Source organism: Polynucleobacter necessarius (assembly GCF_900095215.1).
GTDB classification, from domain to species: domain Bacteria; phylum Pseudomonadota; class Gammaproteobacteria; order Burkholderiales; family Burkholderiaceae; genus Polynucleobacter; species Polynucleobacter necessarius_H.
The window spans coordinates 728,282-745,960 of the sequence record NZ_LT606949.1 but is presented as its reverse complement, the minus strand read 5'-3'; the positions used below and the strand labels follow the sequence as shown (position 1 = coordinate 745,960).

At 47.2% G+C, this 17,679-nt stretch carries 18 protein-coding genes and 2 pseudogenes; 8 read left to right on the top strand and 12 right to left on the bottom strand.

Annotation, left to right across the window (positions count from 1 at the left end):
- Positions 1-71 precede the first annotated feature (71 nt).
- Both DXE35_RS04095 and cysS read right to left on the bottom strand, forming a co-directional pair.
- Positions 72-698 (bottom strand): annotated as a pseudogene (locus tag DXE35_RS04095) (DNA-3-methyladenine glycosylase family protein); the annotation flags it as partial.
- Complete coding sequence (gene cysS, locus DXE35_RS04090; RefSeq protein ID WP_114689662.1) at positions 698-2,119, bottom strand: cysteine--tRNA ligase; 1,422 nt, start codon at positions 2,117-2,119, stop codon at positions 698-700. The gene cysS and the pseudogene DXE35_RS04095, both read right to left, overlap by 1 nt.
- Positions 2,120-2,208: 89 nt before the next feature.
- Here cysS and DXE35_RS04085 point away from each other — a divergent pair, with 89 nt between their 5' ends.
- Genes DXE35_RS04085 through DXE35_RS04075 form a run of 3 tightly spaced genes read left to right on the top strand, consistent with a single transcriptional unit; the run spans position 2,209 to position 4,374 of the window.
- Positions 2,209-3,117 carry a tetratricopeptide repeat protein gene (locus tag DXE35_RS04085; RefSeq protein WP_197713963.1) on the top strand — a complete coding sequence of 303 codons (909 nt, stop codon included), beginning with the start codon at positions 2,209-2,211 and terminating at the stop codon, positions 3,115-3,117.
- Positions 3,092-3,595 (top strand): peptidylprolyl isomerase, encoded by a 504-nt coding sequence (locus tag DXE35_RS04080; RefSeq protein WP_114689661.1) that lies wholly within the window; start codon positions 3,092-3,094, stop codon positions 3,593-3,595. The genes DXE35_RS04085 and DXE35_RS04080 overlap by 26 nt, the downstream gene beginning before the upstream one ends.
- A complete protein-coding gene (locus tag DXE35_RS04075; protein ID WP_114689660.1) occupies positions 3,592-4,374 on the top strand; it encodes a UDP-2,3-diacylglucosamine diphosphatase in 783 nt (260 codons plus the stop codon). Before DXE35_RS04080 ends, DXE35_RS04075 begins: the two co-directional genes overlap by 4 nt.
- 30 nt (positions 4,375-4,404) lie before the next feature.
- Here the strand turns inward: DXE35_RS04075 and DXE35_RS04070 are convergent, their stop codons facing one another.
- Positions 4,405-5,193, bottom strand: coding sequence for an inositol monophosphatase family protein (locus DXE35_RS04070; RefSeq protein ID WP_114689659.1), 789 nt, complete (start codon positions 5,191-5,193; stop codon positions 4,405-4,407).
- Between the two features lie 131 nt (positions 5,194-5,324).
- On the opposite strand from DXE35_RS04070, the gene DXE35_RS04065 reads away from it, so the two are divergent.
- Complete coding sequence (locus tag DXE35_RS04065) at positions 5,325-6,077, top strand: RNA methyltransferase (protein WP_114689658.1); 753 nt, start codon at positions 5,325-5,327, stop codon at positions 6,075-6,077.
- A 23-nt stretch (positions 6,078-6,100) separates the two neighbouring features.
- Positions 6,101-6,756 (top strand): annotated as a pseudogene (gene cysE / locus DXE35_RS04060) (serine O-acetyltransferase); the annotation flags it as partial.
- A gap of 177 nt (positions 6,757-6,933) precedes the next feature.
- On the opposite strand, the gene DXE35_RS04055 reads toward cysE, so the two are convergent.
- Complete coding sequence (locus DXE35_RS04055) at positions 6,934-7,527, bottom strand: FKBP-type peptidyl-prolyl cis-trans isomerase (RefSeq protein ID WP_162785015.1); 594 nt, start codon at positions 7,525-7,527, stop codon at positions 6,934-6,936.
- A 175-nt stretch (positions 7,528-7,702) separates the two neighbouring features.
- On the opposite strand from DXE35_RS04055, the gene DXE35_RS10330 reads away from it, so the two are divergent.
- The 3 genes from DXE35_RS10330 to DXE35_RS09365 all read left to right on the top strand — a co-directional run bounded on the left by DXE35_RS10330 (position 7,703) and on the right by DXE35_RS09365 (position 9,100).
- The gene (locus tag DXE35_RS10330) at positions 7,703-8,314 is read left to right on the top strand and encodes a cupin domain-containing protein (RefSeq protein ID WP_231969997.1); all 612 of its coding nucleotides are present in this window, start codon (positions 7,703-7,705) and stop codon (positions 8,312-8,314) included.
- A 150-nt stretch (positions 8,315-8,464) separates the two neighbouring features.
- On the top strand, positions 8,465-8,812 hold the full coding sequence (locus tag DXE35_RS10325) for a hypothetical protein (protein ID WP_231969996.1): 348 nt from the start codon (positions 8,465-8,467) through the stop codon (positions 8,810-8,812).
- A 111-nt stretch (positions 8,813-8,923) separates the two neighbouring features.
- The gene (locus tag DXE35_RS09365; RefSeq protein WP_174220938.1) at positions 8,924-9,100 is read left to right on the top strand and encodes a hypothetical protein; all 177 of its coding nucleotides are present in this window, start codon (positions 8,924-8,926) and stop codon (positions 9,098-9,100) included.
- Between the two features lie 62 nt (positions 9,101-9,162).
- Here DXE35_RS09365 and bamC read toward each other — a convergent pair whose 3' ends face one another.
- The 8 genes from bamC to odhB form a co-directional block, all read right to left on the bottom strand.
- Positions 9,163-10,311 (bottom strand): outer membrane protein assembly factor BamC, encoded by a 1,149-nt coding sequence (gene bamC, locus DXE35_RS04045; RefSeq protein WP_114689656.1) that lies wholly within the window; start codon positions 10,309-10,311, stop codon positions 9,163-9,165.
- Complete coding sequence (gene dapA / locus DXE35_RS04040) at positions 10,308-11,180, bottom strand: 4-hydroxy-tetrahydrodipicolinate synthase (protein ID WP_114690369.1); 873 nt, start codon at positions 11,178-11,180, stop codon at positions 10,308-10,310. Before dapA ends, bamC begins: the two co-directional genes overlap by 4 nt.
- 253 nt (positions 11,181-11,433) lie before the next feature.
- Positions 11,434-11,820 (bottom strand): class I SAM-dependent methyltransferase, encoded by a 387-nt coding sequence (locus DXE35_RS04035; protein WP_331851932.1) that lies wholly within the window; start codon positions 11,818-11,820, stop codon positions 11,434-11,436.
- A gap of 9 nt (positions 11,821-11,829) precedes the next feature.
- Positions 11,830-13,032, bottom strand: a complete 1,203-nt coding sequence (locus tag DXE35_RS04030) for a tryptophan--tRNA ligase (protein ID WP_114689655.1) — start codon at positions 13,030-13,032, stop codon at positions 11,830-11,832.
- Between the two features lie 52 nt (positions 13,033-13,084).
- Entirely contained in the window at positions 13,085-13,936 is an 852-nt protein-coding gene (locus tag DXE35_RS04025; RefSeq protein ID WP_114689654.1) for a 3',5'-nucleoside bisphosphate phosphatase, read from the bottom strand.
- 9 nt (positions 13,937-13,945) lie between these two features.
- Positions 13,946-15,049 (bottom strand): cell division protein ZapE, encoded by a 1,104-nt coding sequence (gene zapE, locus DXE35_RS04020; protein ID WP_114689653.1) that lies wholly within the window; start codon positions 15,047-15,049, stop codon positions 13,946-13,948.
- Entirely contained in the window at positions 15,050-16,486 is a 1,437-nt protein-coding gene (gene lpdA, locus DXE35_RS04015; RefSeq protein WP_114689652.1) for a dihydrolipoyl dehydrogenase, read from the bottom strand. It abuts the gene before it with no gap.
- A gap of 12 nt (positions 16,487-16,498) precedes the next feature.
- Positions 16,499-17,641 (bottom strand): 2-oxoglutarate dehydrogenase complex dihydrolipoyllysine-residue succinyltransferase, encoded by a 1,143-nt coding sequence (gene odhB / locus DXE35_RS04010; RefSeq protein WP_114689651.1) that lies wholly within the window; start codon positions 17,639-17,641, stop codon positions 16,499-16,501.
- Positions 17,642-17,679: the final 38 nt, after the last annotated feature.

The following is a 17,679-nucleotide window of genomic DNA, read 5'->3' as shown; positions in this document are numbered from 1 at the left end:
TAATATTCAACCGGGATTGGGTCGATACTTCTCCACATATACCAAGTGGCAACCGTACGCCACGGGGCCTAATTTGCAGCCACCTCACGCGCCTCATGGCGGCTGACAGGCTCTCCACCGAAGTAATTGAGGGAAATAGCCTTAATTAGACCAACATCGTCCAAGGGGAGAATATTAGGGCGAACCATATTGAAAATGAGGAACATTTCGGCGGTCCAGCGCCAAATACCTCGAATTGAGCTTAATTCCTTGATAACGCTCTCATCATCCATCTCTTTCCATTGATTGGTGTGCAGACGCCCAGAATCGAAATGATCAGCCAAATCTCGGATGTATTCGACCTTGCGTCCAGACAATCCTGCAGCACGCAATTCTTCTACAGAAAGCGCCAGGATATTTTTCGGAGTCACTTTCTTTTTACTAGCGACCACCACTTTATGCCAAACCGATTGCGCAGCGGCTACTGAAATCTGTTGGCCAACAATAGCTCGCGCCAGCGTATTAAACGAATCTCCGCGCGTCACTAAAAATCCTGAGCCATATTTGAGTATGAGTTTTTTCAGAATTCTGTCTTGCTGCATTAACTCTTTACAAGCTTGCTCCCAATATTCCGGCGCCACCTCTTCAATAATAGTTTCTGCAGCCTTTTCAACTATCACTGCTTTTGCTTCTTTTTCTTTATCTTTTACCGCCGTCATTAAGCCCTACGCCATTCTGTTAAGCCGCCAGGTTTATCTTCTAAAACGACACCCTGCTCCAGCAAGGTTGTACGTATGAAGTCTGCTTTAGCAAAATCTTTTGCCTGCTTAGCGGATACACGTGCCGCAATTTGCTCTTCAATTTGCTCTCGACTGAGACCATCTTGATCCTTAGAGCCCGACTGCAAAAATGTGGTTGGGTCGCGTTGCAAGAAATTCAAAGAAGCGCCAAGAGACTTTAGGGTATCGGCAGGCAACTGCTTTTCTTCACCTTGCGCGCGATTGACTTCACTGGCCAGATCAAACAAGACTGCAATCGCCTCAGGCGTATTGAAATCATCATTCATAGCGTCAGTGAAGCGCTTAACCAAAGGGTTGCTGGACTCTAGCTCGATTGCTTGGGATTTGGGGCCTTGAGCCAAAGCGGTATACAAGCGTACCAATCCTGAACGCGCTTCTTCTAATTGCGCATCGCTGTAATTGATAGGGCTACGGTAATGCGCCTGCAACATAAAGAAGCGTATTACCTCAGAGTCCACACTTTTTAAGACATCGCGTATCAAGAAGAAATTGCCCAATGACTTAGACATCTTCTCTTCATTCACGCGGATGTGGCCGTTATGCATCCAGTAATTCACAAATGGCGCATCATCGTCTTTGCGATCTTTGCCATACAAAGCGCCCTCACTTTGAGCAATCTCATTCTCGTGATGTGGGAACTGCAAGTCAGCGCCGCCCCCATGAATATCAAAGTGCTCACCTAATAAATCGCAAGACATGGCAGAGCATTCGATATGCCAACCGGGACGTCCTTCTCCCCAAGGAGATTTCCAGCGCGTATCTGCCGGCTCTTGCGACTTTGCGCTTTTCCATAAAACAAAATCAAGCGGGTCGCGCTTACCATCACCCACCGCCACACGCTCGCCAGCATTCAGCTCGTCCAGTGACTTGCCAGACAATTGACCGTAACGCGGCAATAGGCGTACAGCAAAATTGACATCGCCATCGTTGGCTTGATAGGCCAATTGATTTTCAATGAGCCTGCCAATCATGCCTTGCATTTGTTGGATGTAATCAGTGGCGCGCGGCTCTTGATCGGGGTGCATTAAGCCCAATTCATCGGAATCGGCATGCATGGCATCAATAAAGCGATTGGTTAATGCGGAAATCGGTTCGCCATTCTCAATGGCGCGGTTGATGATTTTGTCATCAATATCAGTAATATTGCGCACATAGATCACCCCATAGCCACTAGCTCTGAGCCAACGCACCACCATATCGAAAACGATCATGACTCGGGCATGGCCAATGTGGCAAAAGTCATAAACCGTCATACCACAGACATATATCTTCACCTTACTAGGCTCGATGGGCTTAAAGACCTGTTTTGAACGGCTAAGGGTGTTATAGATTTGCAGCATAGAGCTATAAAGGTGGGGCAAGTAGCGCCAATTTGTTAGACTGAGCGCTGAGTATATCGAATGAGCCCGTTTCACACCCCTATACCTTTATGCCAAACAACGTTCCAACGCCGTATCTAGCCCCTAAGAATGCCTTAGCGCCAATTTTTGCCCTATTGGCAACCTTAGTCTTGATGACTGGCTGTAGCACCCCCGCTCAGCAGCGTGCTGATGCGGAAATGCGGGCACTGAGCACCAAAAATGCGAATTCGCCGCAAGCTACCCCACAACCCTATTTAGGTGGCTACAGCCCTACCGATCCCCCGAGACTTTCGGCTGATATGGGCTTTGATCCATTAAATCCAGAACTCTCCGAGACTGTAGGCGTACCGTTTCTATCATTCTTGATCATTGAGCCAGACCCCATTACCAAAAACGCCGTGCCAGCCGACGTTGAAAAACTCATCAAAGCTCGAAAATACCAAGACGCGGTCACCCAAATTAATGTTGATCTAAAGAAGACTCCGCGAAATGTCCAATTGCGTTTTGTAAAAGCACGCTTACAAATTGAAATGCGCCAATTTGATCAAGCCAAAAAGACCTTGATAGAAATTACCCAACAATTTCCAGAGTTGCCAGAGCCTTACAACAACCTAGCAGCACTTGCGGCTCACCAAGGTCAGTGGATTGAAGCGAGAGATTATCTTGAGCTGGCGCTAAAACTGCGCCCTACTTATACGATTGCCTCAGCCAATTTGGGCGAAATCTATATTCGTCTTGGCGCGCAATCGTATGAGGATGCCGCAAAGAATGCTCAACTTAATCGGCGCCAGTATTCAAACCGCGCTACAGCCCTCCTAGATGTGCTAAAGCTACCTGCAAAACACCCCGTTAATCGCGCCCTCAACCCAGCAGTGAACTCGGACCCTAATGCGGCAAATTCATTGCCCAGCAATAATCCATCCACTAACCCTCCAGAAAGTAGATCCAATAATGTCGCAAGTTCTCCTAAAAACTAACAAGGGTGATATCACCCTCACTCTTGATGCTGCCAAGGCCCCTAAAAGCGTTGCCAACTTTTTACAATATGTGAAAAGTGGTCATTACGATGGCACCATTTTTCATCGCGTAATTGATAACTTCATGATTCAAGGCGGCGGCATGTCTGCCGGCATGAAACAAAAGCCCACTGGCGCGGAAATTGAAAACGAGGCGAGTAACGGCATTAAAAATGATCGCTACACCGTAGCAATGGCACGCACTAGTGATCCACACTCTGCGACTGCTCAGTTCTTTATCAATGTAAATGACAACGACTTCTTAAATCACACCGCTCCAAATGCCCAGGGCTGGGGCTATGCCGTATTTGGCAAAGTAACTGATGGAATGGATGTGGTTGATACCATTCGCAAGGTAAAAACAGGTAGCTCCGGCTTTCACCAAGACGTACCTACTAAAGATGTTGTGATCGAGAAAGCGACTGTTCTAGGGGAATGATTCCGCAATACGAGAGCGCGCTGCTCATATCAGATTTACACCTAACGCCGTCAATACCCTTGACGGCGCAACGCTTTTTTGATTTCTGTGAAAAGGAAGCACCAAAGGTTCAGGCTGCATTTATTCTGGGTGACTTGTTTGAATATTGGGTGGGTGATGATGCAGCCACCCAATCTCATTTTCAACAGGAAGTGCAGCGTGCGATCGCCAATCTATCGACCAAAGTAAAAACGTATTACCTACACGGCAATCGCGATTTTTTAATTGGCCAACACTTTATTAAGATGACCGGCATGACGCTTTTGCCGGACCCTTCTGCGGTTGAAATTGCCTCGCAAAAATGGGTTTTAGCCCACGGTGATGCTTTGTGTACTGCTGATATTGGCTATCAAGTATTTCGTAATTGGGTTAGAAAACCCTGGATACAAAAAATCTTTTTGAGTTTGCCGCTCCATTGGCGCAAGGCTATTGCACAACACCTGCGGGGCAACAGTCTCGCCCAATATCAACAAACACAATCATCAAGCGCGCATCAACTCAAGATGGATGTCACAAAACAAGCTTGCGCTGCAGTGTTAAAAGCGCATTCAGGGGATTTATTAATTCATGGACATACCCATATGCCAGCGCACCATGAAGAATCGCTGGGTGTCCAGCAGTGGCAACGTTGGGTCTTGTCTGACTGGGACCTCGATCATCCAGAGAGTGCTCGCCAGAAAGCAAGCGCCCTGCTCATTGATGATGCCGGAGCTCGATATATCGAGCTAATCAAAATTTAAACAGGTCGGCTACTCAGTTCGATTTTTTAATTAGCAGGCAGAGTACTTAGAAAGCGTTTGCACCATCTGCGCAAAGATGCGTGGATTGGCTGCCATGACTTCACCGATTTTTAAGAAACCTTCCTCGCCGTGGTAGTTACCAATCAAACCGCCTGCTTCAGTGATGAGCAAAGCGCCTGCAGCCATATCCCAAGGCTTGAGATCGCTCTCAAAGAAACCGTCGTAACGACCAGCAGCTACGTAAGCTAAATCCAAAGATGCGGCACCCGGACGACGAAGACCGGCGCATTGACGAGACATCTCAAGAAAGATTTTTAAATATTTTTCTAGGTCTTGATCTTCACGATATGGAAAACCTGTTCCCAATAATGAATTCGCTAAACGATCTTGCGTGGCGACACGTAAACGCCGACGGTCTAAATACGCGCCAGCACCGCGTGTAGCAGTAAACAATTCATCGCGAGTCGGATCGTAGACAACAGCCTGTTGAGTAACACCATTCACTGCTAAAGCAATTGAAACCGCATACTGCGGAAAGCCATGAATAAAATTGGTTGTGCCATCGAGCGGATCAATAATCCACACATTTTCCGCATCCGCGTTGCGCTCGCCAGTTTCTTCAGCCAAAAATCCATGAGTCGGATAGGCTTCGCTCAGCGTTTCGATTATGGCCGCTTCTGCGGCCTTGTCCACCTCGGTTACAAAATCATTGTGCTGTTTGCGATCAACCTGAAGGCGCTCTAAATTCAGAGAGGCGCGATTGATAACAGTTCCAGCGCGACGGGCGGCCTTTACGGCCAGATTTAACATGGGATGCATAGTACTGGTGGATAAATTAAATAAGAACGAGCCTGCAATATTGCCGAAAGTGAGTAACAATACGAAACTAATACCCTGATTCTAAACGATTTGCCTATCACCACACCAGACTCACCACTATTAAGCAGTCAATGAATATCGATCAAGCTCGTCTTCTACGTTGGACTCTCATTGAAACAAGTCACCCCGGTAACGTGGGATCAGCCGCTCGCGCCCTGAAAACCATGGGCTTTAGCGATCTTAGACTAGTTAATCCCAAGATAAAAAATATGGCTAGCAACCCAGAGGCAATAGCCCTGGCTAGTGGTGCGGCAGATATCCTGGAGACTGCCATTGAAGGCACTTCCTTAGTCTCCGCCGTCGAGGGATGTTCCCTGGTATTCGGCCTCACCAGCCGAGATAGAGAATTTGGGCCACCTGCGATGGATTGGGGTACAGCAAAGTCCCTCATCTCGGGCACCACTCAAGGAGGCGGAACGGTTGTGCTGCTTTTTGGCCCAGAAAGAACCGGCCTAGAAAATGAACATTTGGCCTTGTGCACCCATCGGGTCTGGCTGGATGCCAACCCCGACTACCCCTCACTCAATCTTGCCCAAGCCATTATGGTCTGCGCCTTCACTCTGAGAGAAGCTTTTACCCAGGGTTCTAACAAACGCAATACCTTAGTAAATCGGGAAGAAATGGCTGAATTTGCCGATCCCGCAGCTATTTCAGCCATGCTGGAGAATTGGCGCGCTGGCCTTGAAGCTATAGGCTACCTGGATCCCGTAAACCCTAAAAAGCTCATGCCACGCCTTCAGGCTCTATTTGCCCGTAGTCGATTACATAAAGAGGAGATTGAACTATTGCGCGGCATTGCCAAACAGATGCTCCTGAGAAAATAAGCGCATCCCGTTAAAATCCATTTATGCCTAATTCCCTATGCGACCAAGTCGACTCCATTATTGCCAGAGATCCAGCCGCTCGAAATCGCCTTGATGTCATTACCTGCTATCAAGGACTGCATGCGGTTTGGCTGCATCGCCTCTCCCATTTTTTATGGGATCTTGGACTGAAATGGATTGCGCGCTTACTCTCCATGTTTGCCCGTTTTTTAACTGGCATTGAAATTCATCCGGGGGGGCCAAGATTGGTCGCAGAGTATTTCTCGATCACGGACTTGGTATTGTGATTGGTGCGACCACTGAGATTGGTGACGACTGCACCATTTATCAGGGCGTTACTCTTGGTGGCACCTCACTTTACAAGGGCGTTAAACGTCACCCTACACTTGGTAAGGGCGTAGTGATTAGCGCTGGCGCAAAAGTCTTAGGCGGATTTACCGTGGGAGATGGAGCACGCGTTGGCTCCAATGCCGTCGTCTTGAAAGAAATTCCAGCGGGCGCCACCGCTGTTGGTATTCCAGCGCGAATATTGCATCCAGATTTACCGCAAAGCGCCGATAGCAAAACTAAGGGGTACTTTTCTGCTTACGGCGTAACACCAAATGTGGATGATCCCGTATCCATGGCGCTAAAGGGTTTAATCGCTGCCACAATTGAGCAAGAAGCCAAAATGCAGTCCTAGAAAAAGCTCTTGCCAAGCTCAATACCACCCCTACAGGTCGTGATGCCAGCGCAAGTGATACCAAGCGCGACCTAGATGCCATCAAGGAATGGCTGCAAGAATAACTCGGGGCAATACTGGAAAGTACAAAGGAATGGCATGCCATTCCTTTTATTTTTGCGTTTTGATTTTCAGTTAATGCAGCGTACGCGGGCCTGATTCATTCGCGCCTAATGCGCCACCTGAAAAATCTTCATCGTCATCACCATCGTCATTAGGCATGCCAAATGAAAAACTTTCGCCGCCTTCTGAATGGCGGTTTTCAATCTCATCATCAGTGGCGGCGCGCACATCCTCAACCTGCACCCAAAAACGCAAAGCCATTCCTGCCAATGGATGATTGCCATCCAATACAACTTGGTTATCAGCAACATCGATCACGGTGTAGATCAAAGGCTCATCGTCTGCATCATCGGCAGCCGCATCCTCCTCCGCATCTGGCACGCCCTCAAACTGCATGCCCACTTCCAACGGCTCAGGAAAGCGTGTACGCGGTTCGATTTTTAAGAGCTCAGGATCGTACTCACCAAAAGCCTCATTTGGCTCCAGCTGGATCGTCGCCTCGTATCCAATATCTTGGCCATCAAGCAGCGTTTCAATTTTAGGAAAAGTGCCCTCATAGCCGCCGTGCAGGTATGCCATCGGAGAATCAGGTTCTTCGATTACATTATTTTGCGCATCGGTTAACTTATAACGTAGGGATACGATAGTATTTTTTTCAATCTTCATGCGAAATTTGTGAAACATTCGGTTTTTAATTAGTTTCTAAAAGCTTATATTTCTTTATGACCTCATTTTACTTGAGCAAACCCTATCAGCCACCCAAAGCACCAGCCAAACCTCCTTTAGAGGTGCCCTTGGCCTTATTTTGGGGTATTAGCCCAGATCAGTGCATGGCGCAGTATTGGCACAAAAACCTCTTCTGATTCGCGGGGCGATTCCGGCATTCACCCTCTCAGCACAAGATGGAGATGTCTTGAGTAGCCCCATTTCAACCAAAGAACTCATCCACCTTGAATTGCAAGAAGAAGTGGAATCTCGTTTGGTCAAATCCAAACCCTGTAGCTTTGATCAAGGACCATTTTCTAAACAAGCAATCCCATCCATCGATAAACCCAGCTGGACTTTATTACTGCATGGCATGGAAGCACATCACCCTGCCGCAGCGGCAATCCTCTCCTGGTTTCGCTTTATTCCAGATGCGCGCCTAGATGACCTCATGATTAGCATTGCAAGCATTGGTGGTGGTGTTGGACCACACTTTGATTCTTATGACGTCTTTTTGATCCAGATGTCAGGCAGAAGGCGCTGGCGCATTTCTGAGCAAAAAGATCTCAGCCTCAACACAAAGTTACCACTCAAGATTTTGCAAAACTTTAAGTCCGAACAAGAATGGACGCTAGCGCCTGGGGACATGCTGTACTTACCACCACATATAGCGCACGATGACATCGCCCTTGATGCGGGCTGTCAAACCTGGTCAGTTGGATTGCGATCGCCCAGCTTTAAAGAATGATTACAAGAGGAGTTATGGCGCTTAGCAGAATCACTTGATGACATACCCGCATTGGATCAGAAATTCGCCGACCCCAAACAAAGGGCAACTCATCACGCAGATCAATTGCCAGATGCACTAATTAACCAACTAAGCTCAAAGCTGAAAGAATTGAAATTAGATCGAATTGAAGAATTTTTGCCGGGCATCACCGCATATCTTTCCGATCCGAAACAACAGGCTATTTTTGATGCTCCGAAAAACCCCCTCAAGCCAAAGGACTTTCAAAAGAAATTAGTCTGTAGCAAGCTAGTGCCCCACCCTCAGACCCGGATGTTAAATCTCAATAGGCAGATTTACTGCAATGGGGAATGCATGGGCAAAGGTCAGAATGCAGCCGCCAAACAAGCGTGGCGAGCTTTGGCCAAATCCAAGCAACTTACCGCCAATCTTCAAGACCTAGCAGAATCAAGTATTTACACTGCCTACTTATCGGGCTGGCTGGTTTTTGAGCAGTAAATACGGAGATGGATATAATAAATCCTGGAAACTACTTAGGTACTATCCCTCGGAAAATACAGAAAACAATTACCGGTAATTGTTGTTAATTTTTTTTAAAGGAATTTACAAATGAAGAAGTCACTCGTATTCGCTGCTATGTTAGCAATCGCCTTGGCCGCTTGCGGTAAAAAAGAAGAAGCAAAACCTGCTGAAGCTCCTGCTGCTGAAGCTCCTGCTGCTGAAGCGCCTGCTGCTGAAGCTCCTGCTGCTGAAGCGCCTGCTCCAGCTGCTGACGCTAAGAAGTAATCTTCTTCATGAATAAAAAAAAGCCGCTGAAAAGCGGCTTTTTTATTTGGCAAAAAAATAAATTACTTTGTCAGTTGATAGGTCAACACTGTTAACAACTGAAAGCCGGCCGGGGTATTTTCTGGTTTACCTTCGGCATTTTGCACATATACATTCGCAGAATTATCACCAGTAGTTTTCACTACCACCTGATATTTTTTAGCCTTTAAGCTGGAGTCATCCTTGCTGCTAAAGAGATTTGAGAAGAAGCCATTGGTATCACCCAGATCTTTTGGATTTACATAGCGTACATAGTAAACACCTGTAGAGCGATTACGATCCTCTACCGTAAAGTTTGAGCGATCAAGCGCTAAACCAACATCACGCCAAGCGCGATCAAAACCTGCGCTTAACTCAATATGAGCTTGATTTGTGCCATCTTGCACAAACTTCGCTTTTGGAGTTTTAGGGTCAAGCGGAACAGCCACCATTGCTTTTGCCTGCTCTTGAGTCATGCCCAAGCGCTCCATTAAACGAGCCAAAAACGCGGCTTCTAATTCTGGGTCATTCGGACGCGGAGTCCACACAGTGGAAATACAGTTGCCAGTCGAGTCAGAGGTACATTTTTCAATTGCGCCGCGTTGAGTGATATAGATTTCCGTCTCGCCTGGTTTCAAAACCTCCAAACGCGTCTTGTATTTGTCGCGCTCGCCAGTGTCATAAATAGAATCAATTGCTACACCAATCGTTGAGCGAATCCAATCTTGCGAAATCTTCGCGCGATTCTCAGCCCAATCGGTTTCCATAATGCCAGTTGATGGAGAATCCACTACCAACAAGAAACCATTTTCTTGCCAAAAATCCTTTACCTGCGGGTAGAGTTCTGACGCTGGCTTTTCCACCACCAACCAACGACGCTCACCATCGCGCGCGATACGCATACCAGGAATTCCTGTCATCACATTGCTGCACATCTGTATAGACTTCTTAACAGCCGCATTGTATTCGGACATCGTGGCTGTGCCATCCTGAACAATATAACGACGATCTGCTTGGGCAGTAATTAAATCAGGAGGGTAAGAAAGATTGGGGCCTCGCACTGCGCCAGCGCTTTTATAGTCAACCGTATCGTTACTAGTAACTGACTGACATGCCGATAAGGCGGCAGATACAAAAATCATTAAAGCCAAGATCGATATATATCGACGACTCAGTTGAAGCATATTCATCATAATAAGTTAGCCTGTTTTAAAGCTGCCTTTAAGGGTTCACGCAGGGAGCTACTCAAGGGGGTTAAGGGCAAACGTATACCCGCCGTAATCTTGCCCATCTCATGGAGCGCCCATTTAACTGGAATTGGACTGGCTTCAGTGAACATGGCCTTATGAACGGCGATTAATTGATATTGAATCTCACGCGTTCGCTTCACATCATCAGACATGGCGGCAACACAGAGCTCATGCATCAAACGCGGCGCAATATTGGCGGTAACAGAAATATTTCCTTTGCCACCCATCAGCATCAACATAGCGGCAGTCAAATCATCGCCAGAGAACACTGAAAAATCCGCATGGCCAGCGCGTTTAAGATCGTTGATTAGTAAGGTGCCACGCTCTAGACTGCCAGTCGCTTCTTTGATGCCAATGATGCCTGGCACTCCAGCCAAACGAACCACCGTATCACCAGCTAAATCAGCAACAGTTCTACCGGGAACGTTGTATAAAATTACTGGAAGATCAACAGATTCCGCAATCTTTTTAAAGTGGGCATACATACCCTCTTGTGTTGGCTTGTTGTAATACGGCACCACTTGCAAGCTGGCGTCCGCGCCAACCTGCTTGGCGAATTTAGTTAGTTCAATTGCCTCAATCGTAGAGTTGCCACCTGTGCCAGCAAGCACTGGAATACGTCCAGCAATCTGCTCCACTGTGACGCGAATGAGTTCGCAGTGCTCGTCAACAGAAACCGTGGGGGACTCACCACTCGTACCAACAATCACAATTCCATCGGTACCTTCAGATACATGCCAATCCAGGAGGGAGCGCAAGCTAACAAAATCTAAGCTGCCATCCTCAAACATCGGTGTAACAATAGCCGGCATGCTGCCAGCGATGGGCTTTTTACTACCTTTTGATTGATCTGTATTTGTCACCGAATACGCACCGATTTTTAGCTGTCTTAACACTGAAATTGTAACGGAATGCGCTGTTTTAGAGCGCATTTTACGGCACATAGGCGCTGAACCAAGCTGGTTTTGGTTGATCCACATAAATATCCTCATAAGCCACCACTTTGAGCCCATGACGGGCGGCAAATGTCAGCAATTCTCCCGAATTTAAGAGGAAATTAGGGTTTTAGGGTTTACCAAAATCGCCATTTCCTTGGGCGAAGGTTTCGTACATTAAAACACCCCCATCCTGCAGCATTCCAGGCAATTGATCTAGGTGCGGACGATAAAGGTAGTTGGTCACCACAATCGCACTGAACTGGAGGTCCGCCAGTGGCCAATCAAGCGCTTCCAGATTGAGGCGCTTGGAAGAAATAAGGGGATTGGTTAAAGCCTTAATTGCGGAAATATCTTGGTCGACTGCCAACACCTGATGGCCCATGCCTGCAATCCACTCAGAAGGACGGCCTGACCCGCAGGCTAAATCAAACACCACCCCACCCTGTGAAATCAGGGGTGAAAAACGCTTAACCCAAGGCGATACGGCCAACATCACATCATGCGAACGAAGCATGACACATTCTCAATCGTAAGCAAGGCCCATCGCTTCACGAACCTCGCGCATGGTTTCTTGAGCGACTTTGCGCGCCTTGTCACAACCATCAGCAATGATAGAACGTAACAAACTAGGATCATCAAGATATTTCTGAGCACGCTCAAACATGGGCTGTTGTTCAGCTAAAATTGAATCAATCACGGGTTGCTTACACTCTAAGCATCCAATGCCCGCTGACTTGCAACCTTTATCCACCCAATGCTTTGTCTCCTCATTTGAGTAGACGGTATGCAGCTGCCAAACTGGGCAACGAGCTGGGTCACCCGCATCCGTGCGACGCACACGCGCAGGATCGGTTGGCATCGTCCGAATCTTTTTAATAACATCTTCTGTATTCTCGCGAATGCTAATGGTATTGTCGTAAGACTTCGACATCTTCTGACCATCTATGCCAGGCATGCGTGAGGCTGTTGTTAATAATGCCTGAGGTTCTGGCAGAATAATCTTGCGAGCGCCCTCCAAAAAACCAAAAAGTCGCTCGCGGTCAGCCATCGATAAACTTTGCGCTTCCTGAAGCAATGCTTTCGCTTGCTCCAAGGCTTCATCGTCGCCACGCTCCTGAAAAGCCACGCGTAATTCCGCGTACATCTTGGCGCGTTTGCTGCCCAATTTTTTTACCGCCTCCAGGGCCTTCTCTTCAAATCCTGGCTCGCGACCATATAAATAGTTAAAACGACGCGCCACTTCACGAGTCATCTCTACGTGCGGAACCTGATCTTCACCCACCGGCACAAACTGCGCACGATAAATCAAAATATCAGCCGCCTGTAGCAACGGATAACCCAAGAAACCGTAGGTTTGCAAATTCTTTTCCTTTAACTTCTCGATGTGATCTTTATAGGTTGGCACCCGCTCTAACCAGCCTAATGGGATTCCCATGGAGAGTAGCAAAAAGAGTTCCGCATGCTCAGGCACTTTACTTTGGATAAATAAAGTGGCTTGATTTGGATCTACACCAGTCGCCAGCCAATCACTCACCATATCCCATACGGATTGTTCAATAACGTCTGGGGTTTCGTAATGAGTAGTTAATGCGTGCCAATCCGCCACAAAAAAGAAACAAGGGTATTCTGACTGCAAACGCACCCAGTTCTTTAAAACACCATGGTAATGGCCGAGGTGCAAACTACCGGTTGGTCGCATGCCAGAGAGAACGCGTTCAGCAAACATCTGTATTTTTTCTAAGTGTTAAATTGGTTTAGGAAATTAGTAAATCAAGCGTTTAATGAAAAGCAGACCACACTGGTGTCAGATGATCAGGTAAATGCGGCAAATTACCTAAGTCGATATGACTTTCATTCGGGTCATGAAAGTCTGAGCCGCGAGAAGCTAAAAAACCATATTGCTGCGCAATTTTTGCAAATGTTTTGTATTGATCTGGACTATGACTGCCAGTAATCACCTCAATAGCCAAACCCCCAAGATCTTTGAAGTGTTTGTAGAGTTCATTCATCTGCATAGCATTGAGTCTACTGTAGCGACCAGGGTGCGCAATGACTGCCACGCCACCAGCAGACTTGATCCAGCGAACGGCATCATACAGGCTGGCCCACTGATGAGAGACATAGCCTGGCTTGCCTTCAATTAAATAATTTTTAAATACGTGTTCAGTATTGCGACAAACTCCTTGCTCCACCAAGAAGCGCGCGAAGTGAGTCCTCGAAATCAACTCATGATTACCAGCAAAATGGAGTGCGCCTTCATAGGCGCCAGGAATGCCCACCTTAAGCAACTGTTCAGCCATGAGTTGCGCGCGATTCGCGCGACCATCACGGGTGCGCCGCAACCCTTCAATAATGCCGCTATGTTCCGCATCAATACCAAGCCCAACAATATGAATGGTTTCGCCCATCCAAGTGACAGAGATTTCCACTCCAGCGAGGTAATCTATCTTTAGCGCGCTAGCTGCTTCACGGGCGCGCTTTTGTCCACCCAGTTCATCGTGATCTGTTAAAGCCCATAAATGCACTCCATTCGCTTTAGCGCACTCAGCCAATTCTTCAGGCGTCAGAGTGCCATCAGAAATCACTGAATGGCAATGCAAGTCGGCATTTAGGGGTAAAAAGCTGCTCATGACCCTATTTTAGGTCAAGCTGGTATCAATTACCCGGCGCGGCGTATCTAGGTAGTCTCGAGACTGCATCTCGATCAAACGGGATATGGTTCTTGAGAATTCGGCCGTAATTTGGCCTTCGGTATACAAATCTGGGGCTGGAACCTCGGCAGACATGATGAGCTTGATTTTATGGTCATACAAGACATCGATAAGCCAAAGAAAGCGGCGCGCTTCATTGGTCATTCTGGATGGCATATAAGGCACTCCAGACAAAATCACCGTATGAAACTGGTTGGCTATTTCTAGGTAATCATTTTGCGAGCGCGGCCCACAACACAGAGTTTGAAAATCAAACCAAACCACGCCGTCAGCCATATGTAAAGGGCGCAGTTCACGTGACGCAATATGCAAAACAGGATTGCGGGTTTCTTTTTGATTGCCAATCCAGGTTTGAAACATCTGACCAAGTGTTGCTTCAGTTGTCGCATTCACTGGTGTTAGATATGCCTCAACTTGAGCCATTTGTACCCGGCGATAATCATTGCCGGCATCCACGTTCAATACGTCGAGCTTTTCTTCAAGCAGCTTAATCGCGGGAAGCAATCTATCACGATGCAAGCCATTAGGGTAAAGCTGATCTGGACGATAGTTAGATGTCATCACAAACTGCACGCGATCGGCAAAAAGCGCACTCAGTAAGCGATACAAAATCATCGCATCGGCAATATCGTTAATGTGAAATTCATCAAAACAAATTAAGCGGTAGCGATTGGCAATCCGCTTAGAAAGCTCATCGAGCGGGTCTGAGAGACCGGAAAGCGCATGAAGTGCACGGTGGACTTCACGCATGAACTCATAAAAATGAATGCGAATCTTTTTCTCTAATGGTGAAGCCGCGTAAAAACAGTCCATTAAAAAGGATTTGCCACGCCCTACACCACCCCATAAATAGAGGCCACGCGGGAGTGTTGGTTTAAAAAGCTTTTTCTTGAAGTTATTGCTGCGGATTTCCTTATAGGCAATCCATTCATCTTCGCATTTTTGCAAACGCTCTACAGCACGAAGCTGCACTGGATCACTTTGATACCCGCGCGCTTTTAACTCTTGTTGGTAAAACTCAATGGTTTTCAATTACATATTTAATGCACGTGAGTCTGTCGCCAATGCTGCTTCACGCATCACTTCTGACAAACTTGGATGTGCATGACAGATACGGGCAATATCTTCCGCTGCCGCTTTGAATTCCATTGCAACTCCCGCTTCAGCAATCAGGTCAGAGGCATTTGGGCCAATGATGTGTACGCCAAGAATTTCATCGGTCTTAGCGTCTGTCAATACTTTGATGAAACCATCAGCGCGGCCCATACCCAATGCACGACCGTTAGCGGCAAATGGGAACTGACCTGCTTTATAAGCAACACCGGCTTCTTTGAGTGCCTGCTCAGTCTTACCAACCCATGCAATTTCTGGATCGGTGTAGATAACCCAGGGAATGCAGTTGTAATCAATATGCGGTTTTTGACCGGCAATCACTTCGGCAACCAAGACACCCTCATCTTCCGCCTTATGAGCCAACATCGGACCACGAACTACGTCACCCACAGCGTATACGCCTGGCGCGGATGTAGCACAAGTATGGTCATCAATTGGAATGAAGCCGCGCTCATCCACTTTGAGGCCAATCTTACCCAAGCCTAATTTGTCGGCATTTGGCACACGACCAACAGACACAATTAAGCGATCGCATTCCAACTTAGCGGCTTTACCAGCGCTATCGGTGTAATTAACAACTACACCCTTCTTATCAGCCTTCACATCGCCAATCTTCACGCCAGTATTGATGCTCAAGCCTTGTTTAGCAAAAAGCTTTTGCGCTTCTTTAGCAATGCTGACATCGCAAGCAGCCAAGAATGAAGGCATCGCTTCGAGAACAGTTACTTCGGCGCCGAGACGGTGCCATACAGAACCCAACTCCAAGCCAATCACGCCTGCACCGATCACTCCTAATTGCTTAGGAGCAGAATCAAACTTGAGAGCGCCTTCGTTATCGCAAATCAATACGTTATCTACAGCAATACCTGGGAGGTGACGCGCTTTAGAGCCAGTCGCAATAATTACATTTTTTGCGGTAACAGTCTCTTTATCCTTGCCATCAATCTTGATTTGATAGCCATCAGCACCCTTGCCTTCAAAGGAAGCGTGACCCTTTAACAAGGTAATCTTGTTCTTGCGGAATAAGACCTGAATACCACCAGTCATTTTGGTAACGATGTCATCTTTGCGAGCAATCATCTTCTTCGAGTCGATGCTCACTGCGCCCACTTTAATTCCATGATCGGCAGCATGATGATTAATTTTCTCGAACTCTTCAGCAGAAGCCAACAAGGCCTTAGAAGGAATACAACCGACGTTCAAGCAGGTACCACCTAAACGTGGCTCACCCTTGGGATCATCATAAGAACTAGATTCAGCACAGGCAACTTTGAAGCCGAGTTGCGCCGCACGAATTGCAGCGATGTAGCCACCAGGGCCACCACCAATAACTACCACATCAAAAGCTTGGCTCATGATCTTCCCTTCTTACAAATCAAGGAGAAGACGTGAAGGATCTTCCAACGCATCCTTCATAGCAACCAAACCAAGCACAGCCTCTCGGCCGTCAATGATACGGTGATCATATGACAAAGCAAGGTAGTTAATTGGGCGAACCACTACTTGACCATTTTCAACTACAGCACGGTCTTTAGTAGCGTGGATACCCAAAATAGCGGATTGTGGTGGGTTGATGATCGGTGTAGAAAGCATGGAGCCGAATACGCCACCGTTAGAGATGGAGAATGTGCCGCCAGTCAATTCTTCAATTGACAATTTACCTTCACGAGCCTTCACGCCAAACTCAGCAATCTTCTTCTCGATATCAGCCAAATTCATTTGATCAACATCACGCAGAATTGGCACTACCAAGCCACGTGGTGAACTTACAGCGATACCGATATCGAAGTAACCGTGGTAAACGATGTCATTGCCATCAACAGAGGCATTCAATAGTGGGAATTTCTTCAAAGCGTGTGTTGCCGCTTTAACAAAGAAGGACATGAAACCTAACTTCACGCCATGAGTCTTCTCAAACTGGTCTTTGTATTTATTACGCAATGCAATCACTGGACCCATATTGACTTCATTGAAGGTAGTCAAGATCGCATTGTTTGCTTGGGACTCCAGCAAACGTTCAGCAATACGAGCACGCAAGCGGCTCATTGGCACACGCTCTTCTGGGCGGTCGCCAGTTGGAATTGGCGCGCTTGGCAATGCGACAGACTTAGCACCACCTGCGGAAGCATTCAATGCATCGCCTTTGGTGATACGACCATCACGTCCAGAACCAGCAACTTGTCCGGCATCAACACCCTTCTCCGCAAGAATTTTTGCGGCCGAAGGAGCGGCAGTTGCGCCAGCTTTAGCGGCAGGAGCGGCTGCTACAGCAGTGCTGTCGATCTTTGCGATCAATTGCTCAGCAACAACAGTGCCACCGTTAGCAACAACGATTTCTGTCAAAACACCAGCAGATGGCGCTGGTACTTCAAGAACAACCTTATCTGTTTCGATGTCGATCAAGATCTCGTCTTGACCAACTGCATCACCGACTTTCTTTTTCCATTGCAACAAAGTTGCTTCAGCAACTGACTCAGAGAGTTGTGGAACTTTAACTTCGAAAATAGCCATGATTAATCCTGTTGATATGTATGTGTATATGTTGAGTT

Excerpts from the sequence above, each read along its gene's own strand:
- cysS (WP_114689662.1), bottom strand. The coding sequence starts at position 2,119 with ATGCTGCAAATCTATAACACCCTTAGCCGTTCAAAACAGGTCTTTAAG.
- DXE35_RS04085 (WP_197713963.1), top strand. The coding sequence starts at position 2,209 with ATGCCAAACAACGTTCCAACGCCGTATCTAGCCCCTAAGAATGCCTTA.
- DXE35_RS04080 (WP_114689661.1), top strand. The coding sequence starts at position 3,092 with ATGTCGCAAGTTCTCCTAAAAACTAACAAGGGTGATATCACCCTCACT.
- DXE35_RS04075 (WP_114689660.1), top strand. The coding sequence starts at position 3,592 with ATGATTCCGCAATACGAGAGCGCGCTGCTCATATCAGATTTACACCTA.
- DXE35_RS04070 (WP_114689659.1), bottom strand. The coding sequence starts at position 5,193 with ATGCATCCCATGTTAAATCTGGCCGTAAAGGCCGCCCGTCGCGCTGGA.
- DXE35_RS04065 (WP_114689658.1), top strand. The coding sequence starts at position 5,325 with ATGAATATCGATCAAGCTCGTCTTCTACGTTGGACTCTCATTGAAACA.
- DXE35_RS04055 (WP_162785015.1), bottom strand. The coding sequence starts at position 7,527 with ATGAAGATTGAAAAAAATACTATCGTATCCCTACGTTATAAGTTAACC.
- DXE35_RS09365 (WP_174220938.1), top strand. The coding sequence starts at position 8,924 with ATGAAGAAGTCACTCGTATTCGCTGCTATGTTAGCAATCGCCTTGGCC.
- bamC (WP_114689656.1), bottom strand. The coding sequence starts at position 10,311 with ATGATGAATATGCTTCAACTGAGTCGTCGATATATATCGATCTTGGCT.
- dapA (WP_114690369.1), bottom strand. The coding sequence starts at position 11,180 with ATGCCGGCTATTGTTACACCGATGTTTGAGGATGGCAGCTTAGATTTT.
- DXE35_RS04035 (WP_331851932.1), bottom strand. The coding sequence starts at position 11,820 with ATGCTTCGTTCGCATGATGTGATGTTGGCCGTATCGCCTTGGGTTAAG.
- DXE35_RS04030 (WP_114689655.1), bottom strand. The coding sequence starts at position 13,032 with ATGTTTGCTGAACGCGTTCTCTCTGGCATGCGACCAACCGGTAGTTTG.
- DXE35_RS04025 (WP_114689654.1), bottom strand. The coding sequence starts at position 13,936 with ATGAGCAGCTTTTTACCCCTAAATGCCGACTTGCATTGCCATTCAGTG.
- lpdA (WP_114689652.1), bottom strand. The coding sequence starts at position 16,486 with ATGAGCCAAGCTTTTGATGTGGTAGTTATTGGTGGTGGCCCTGGTGGC.
- odhB (WP_114689651.1), bottom strand. The coding sequence starts at position 17,641 with ATGGCTATTTTCGAAGTTAAAGTTCCACAACTCTCTGAGTCAGTTGCT.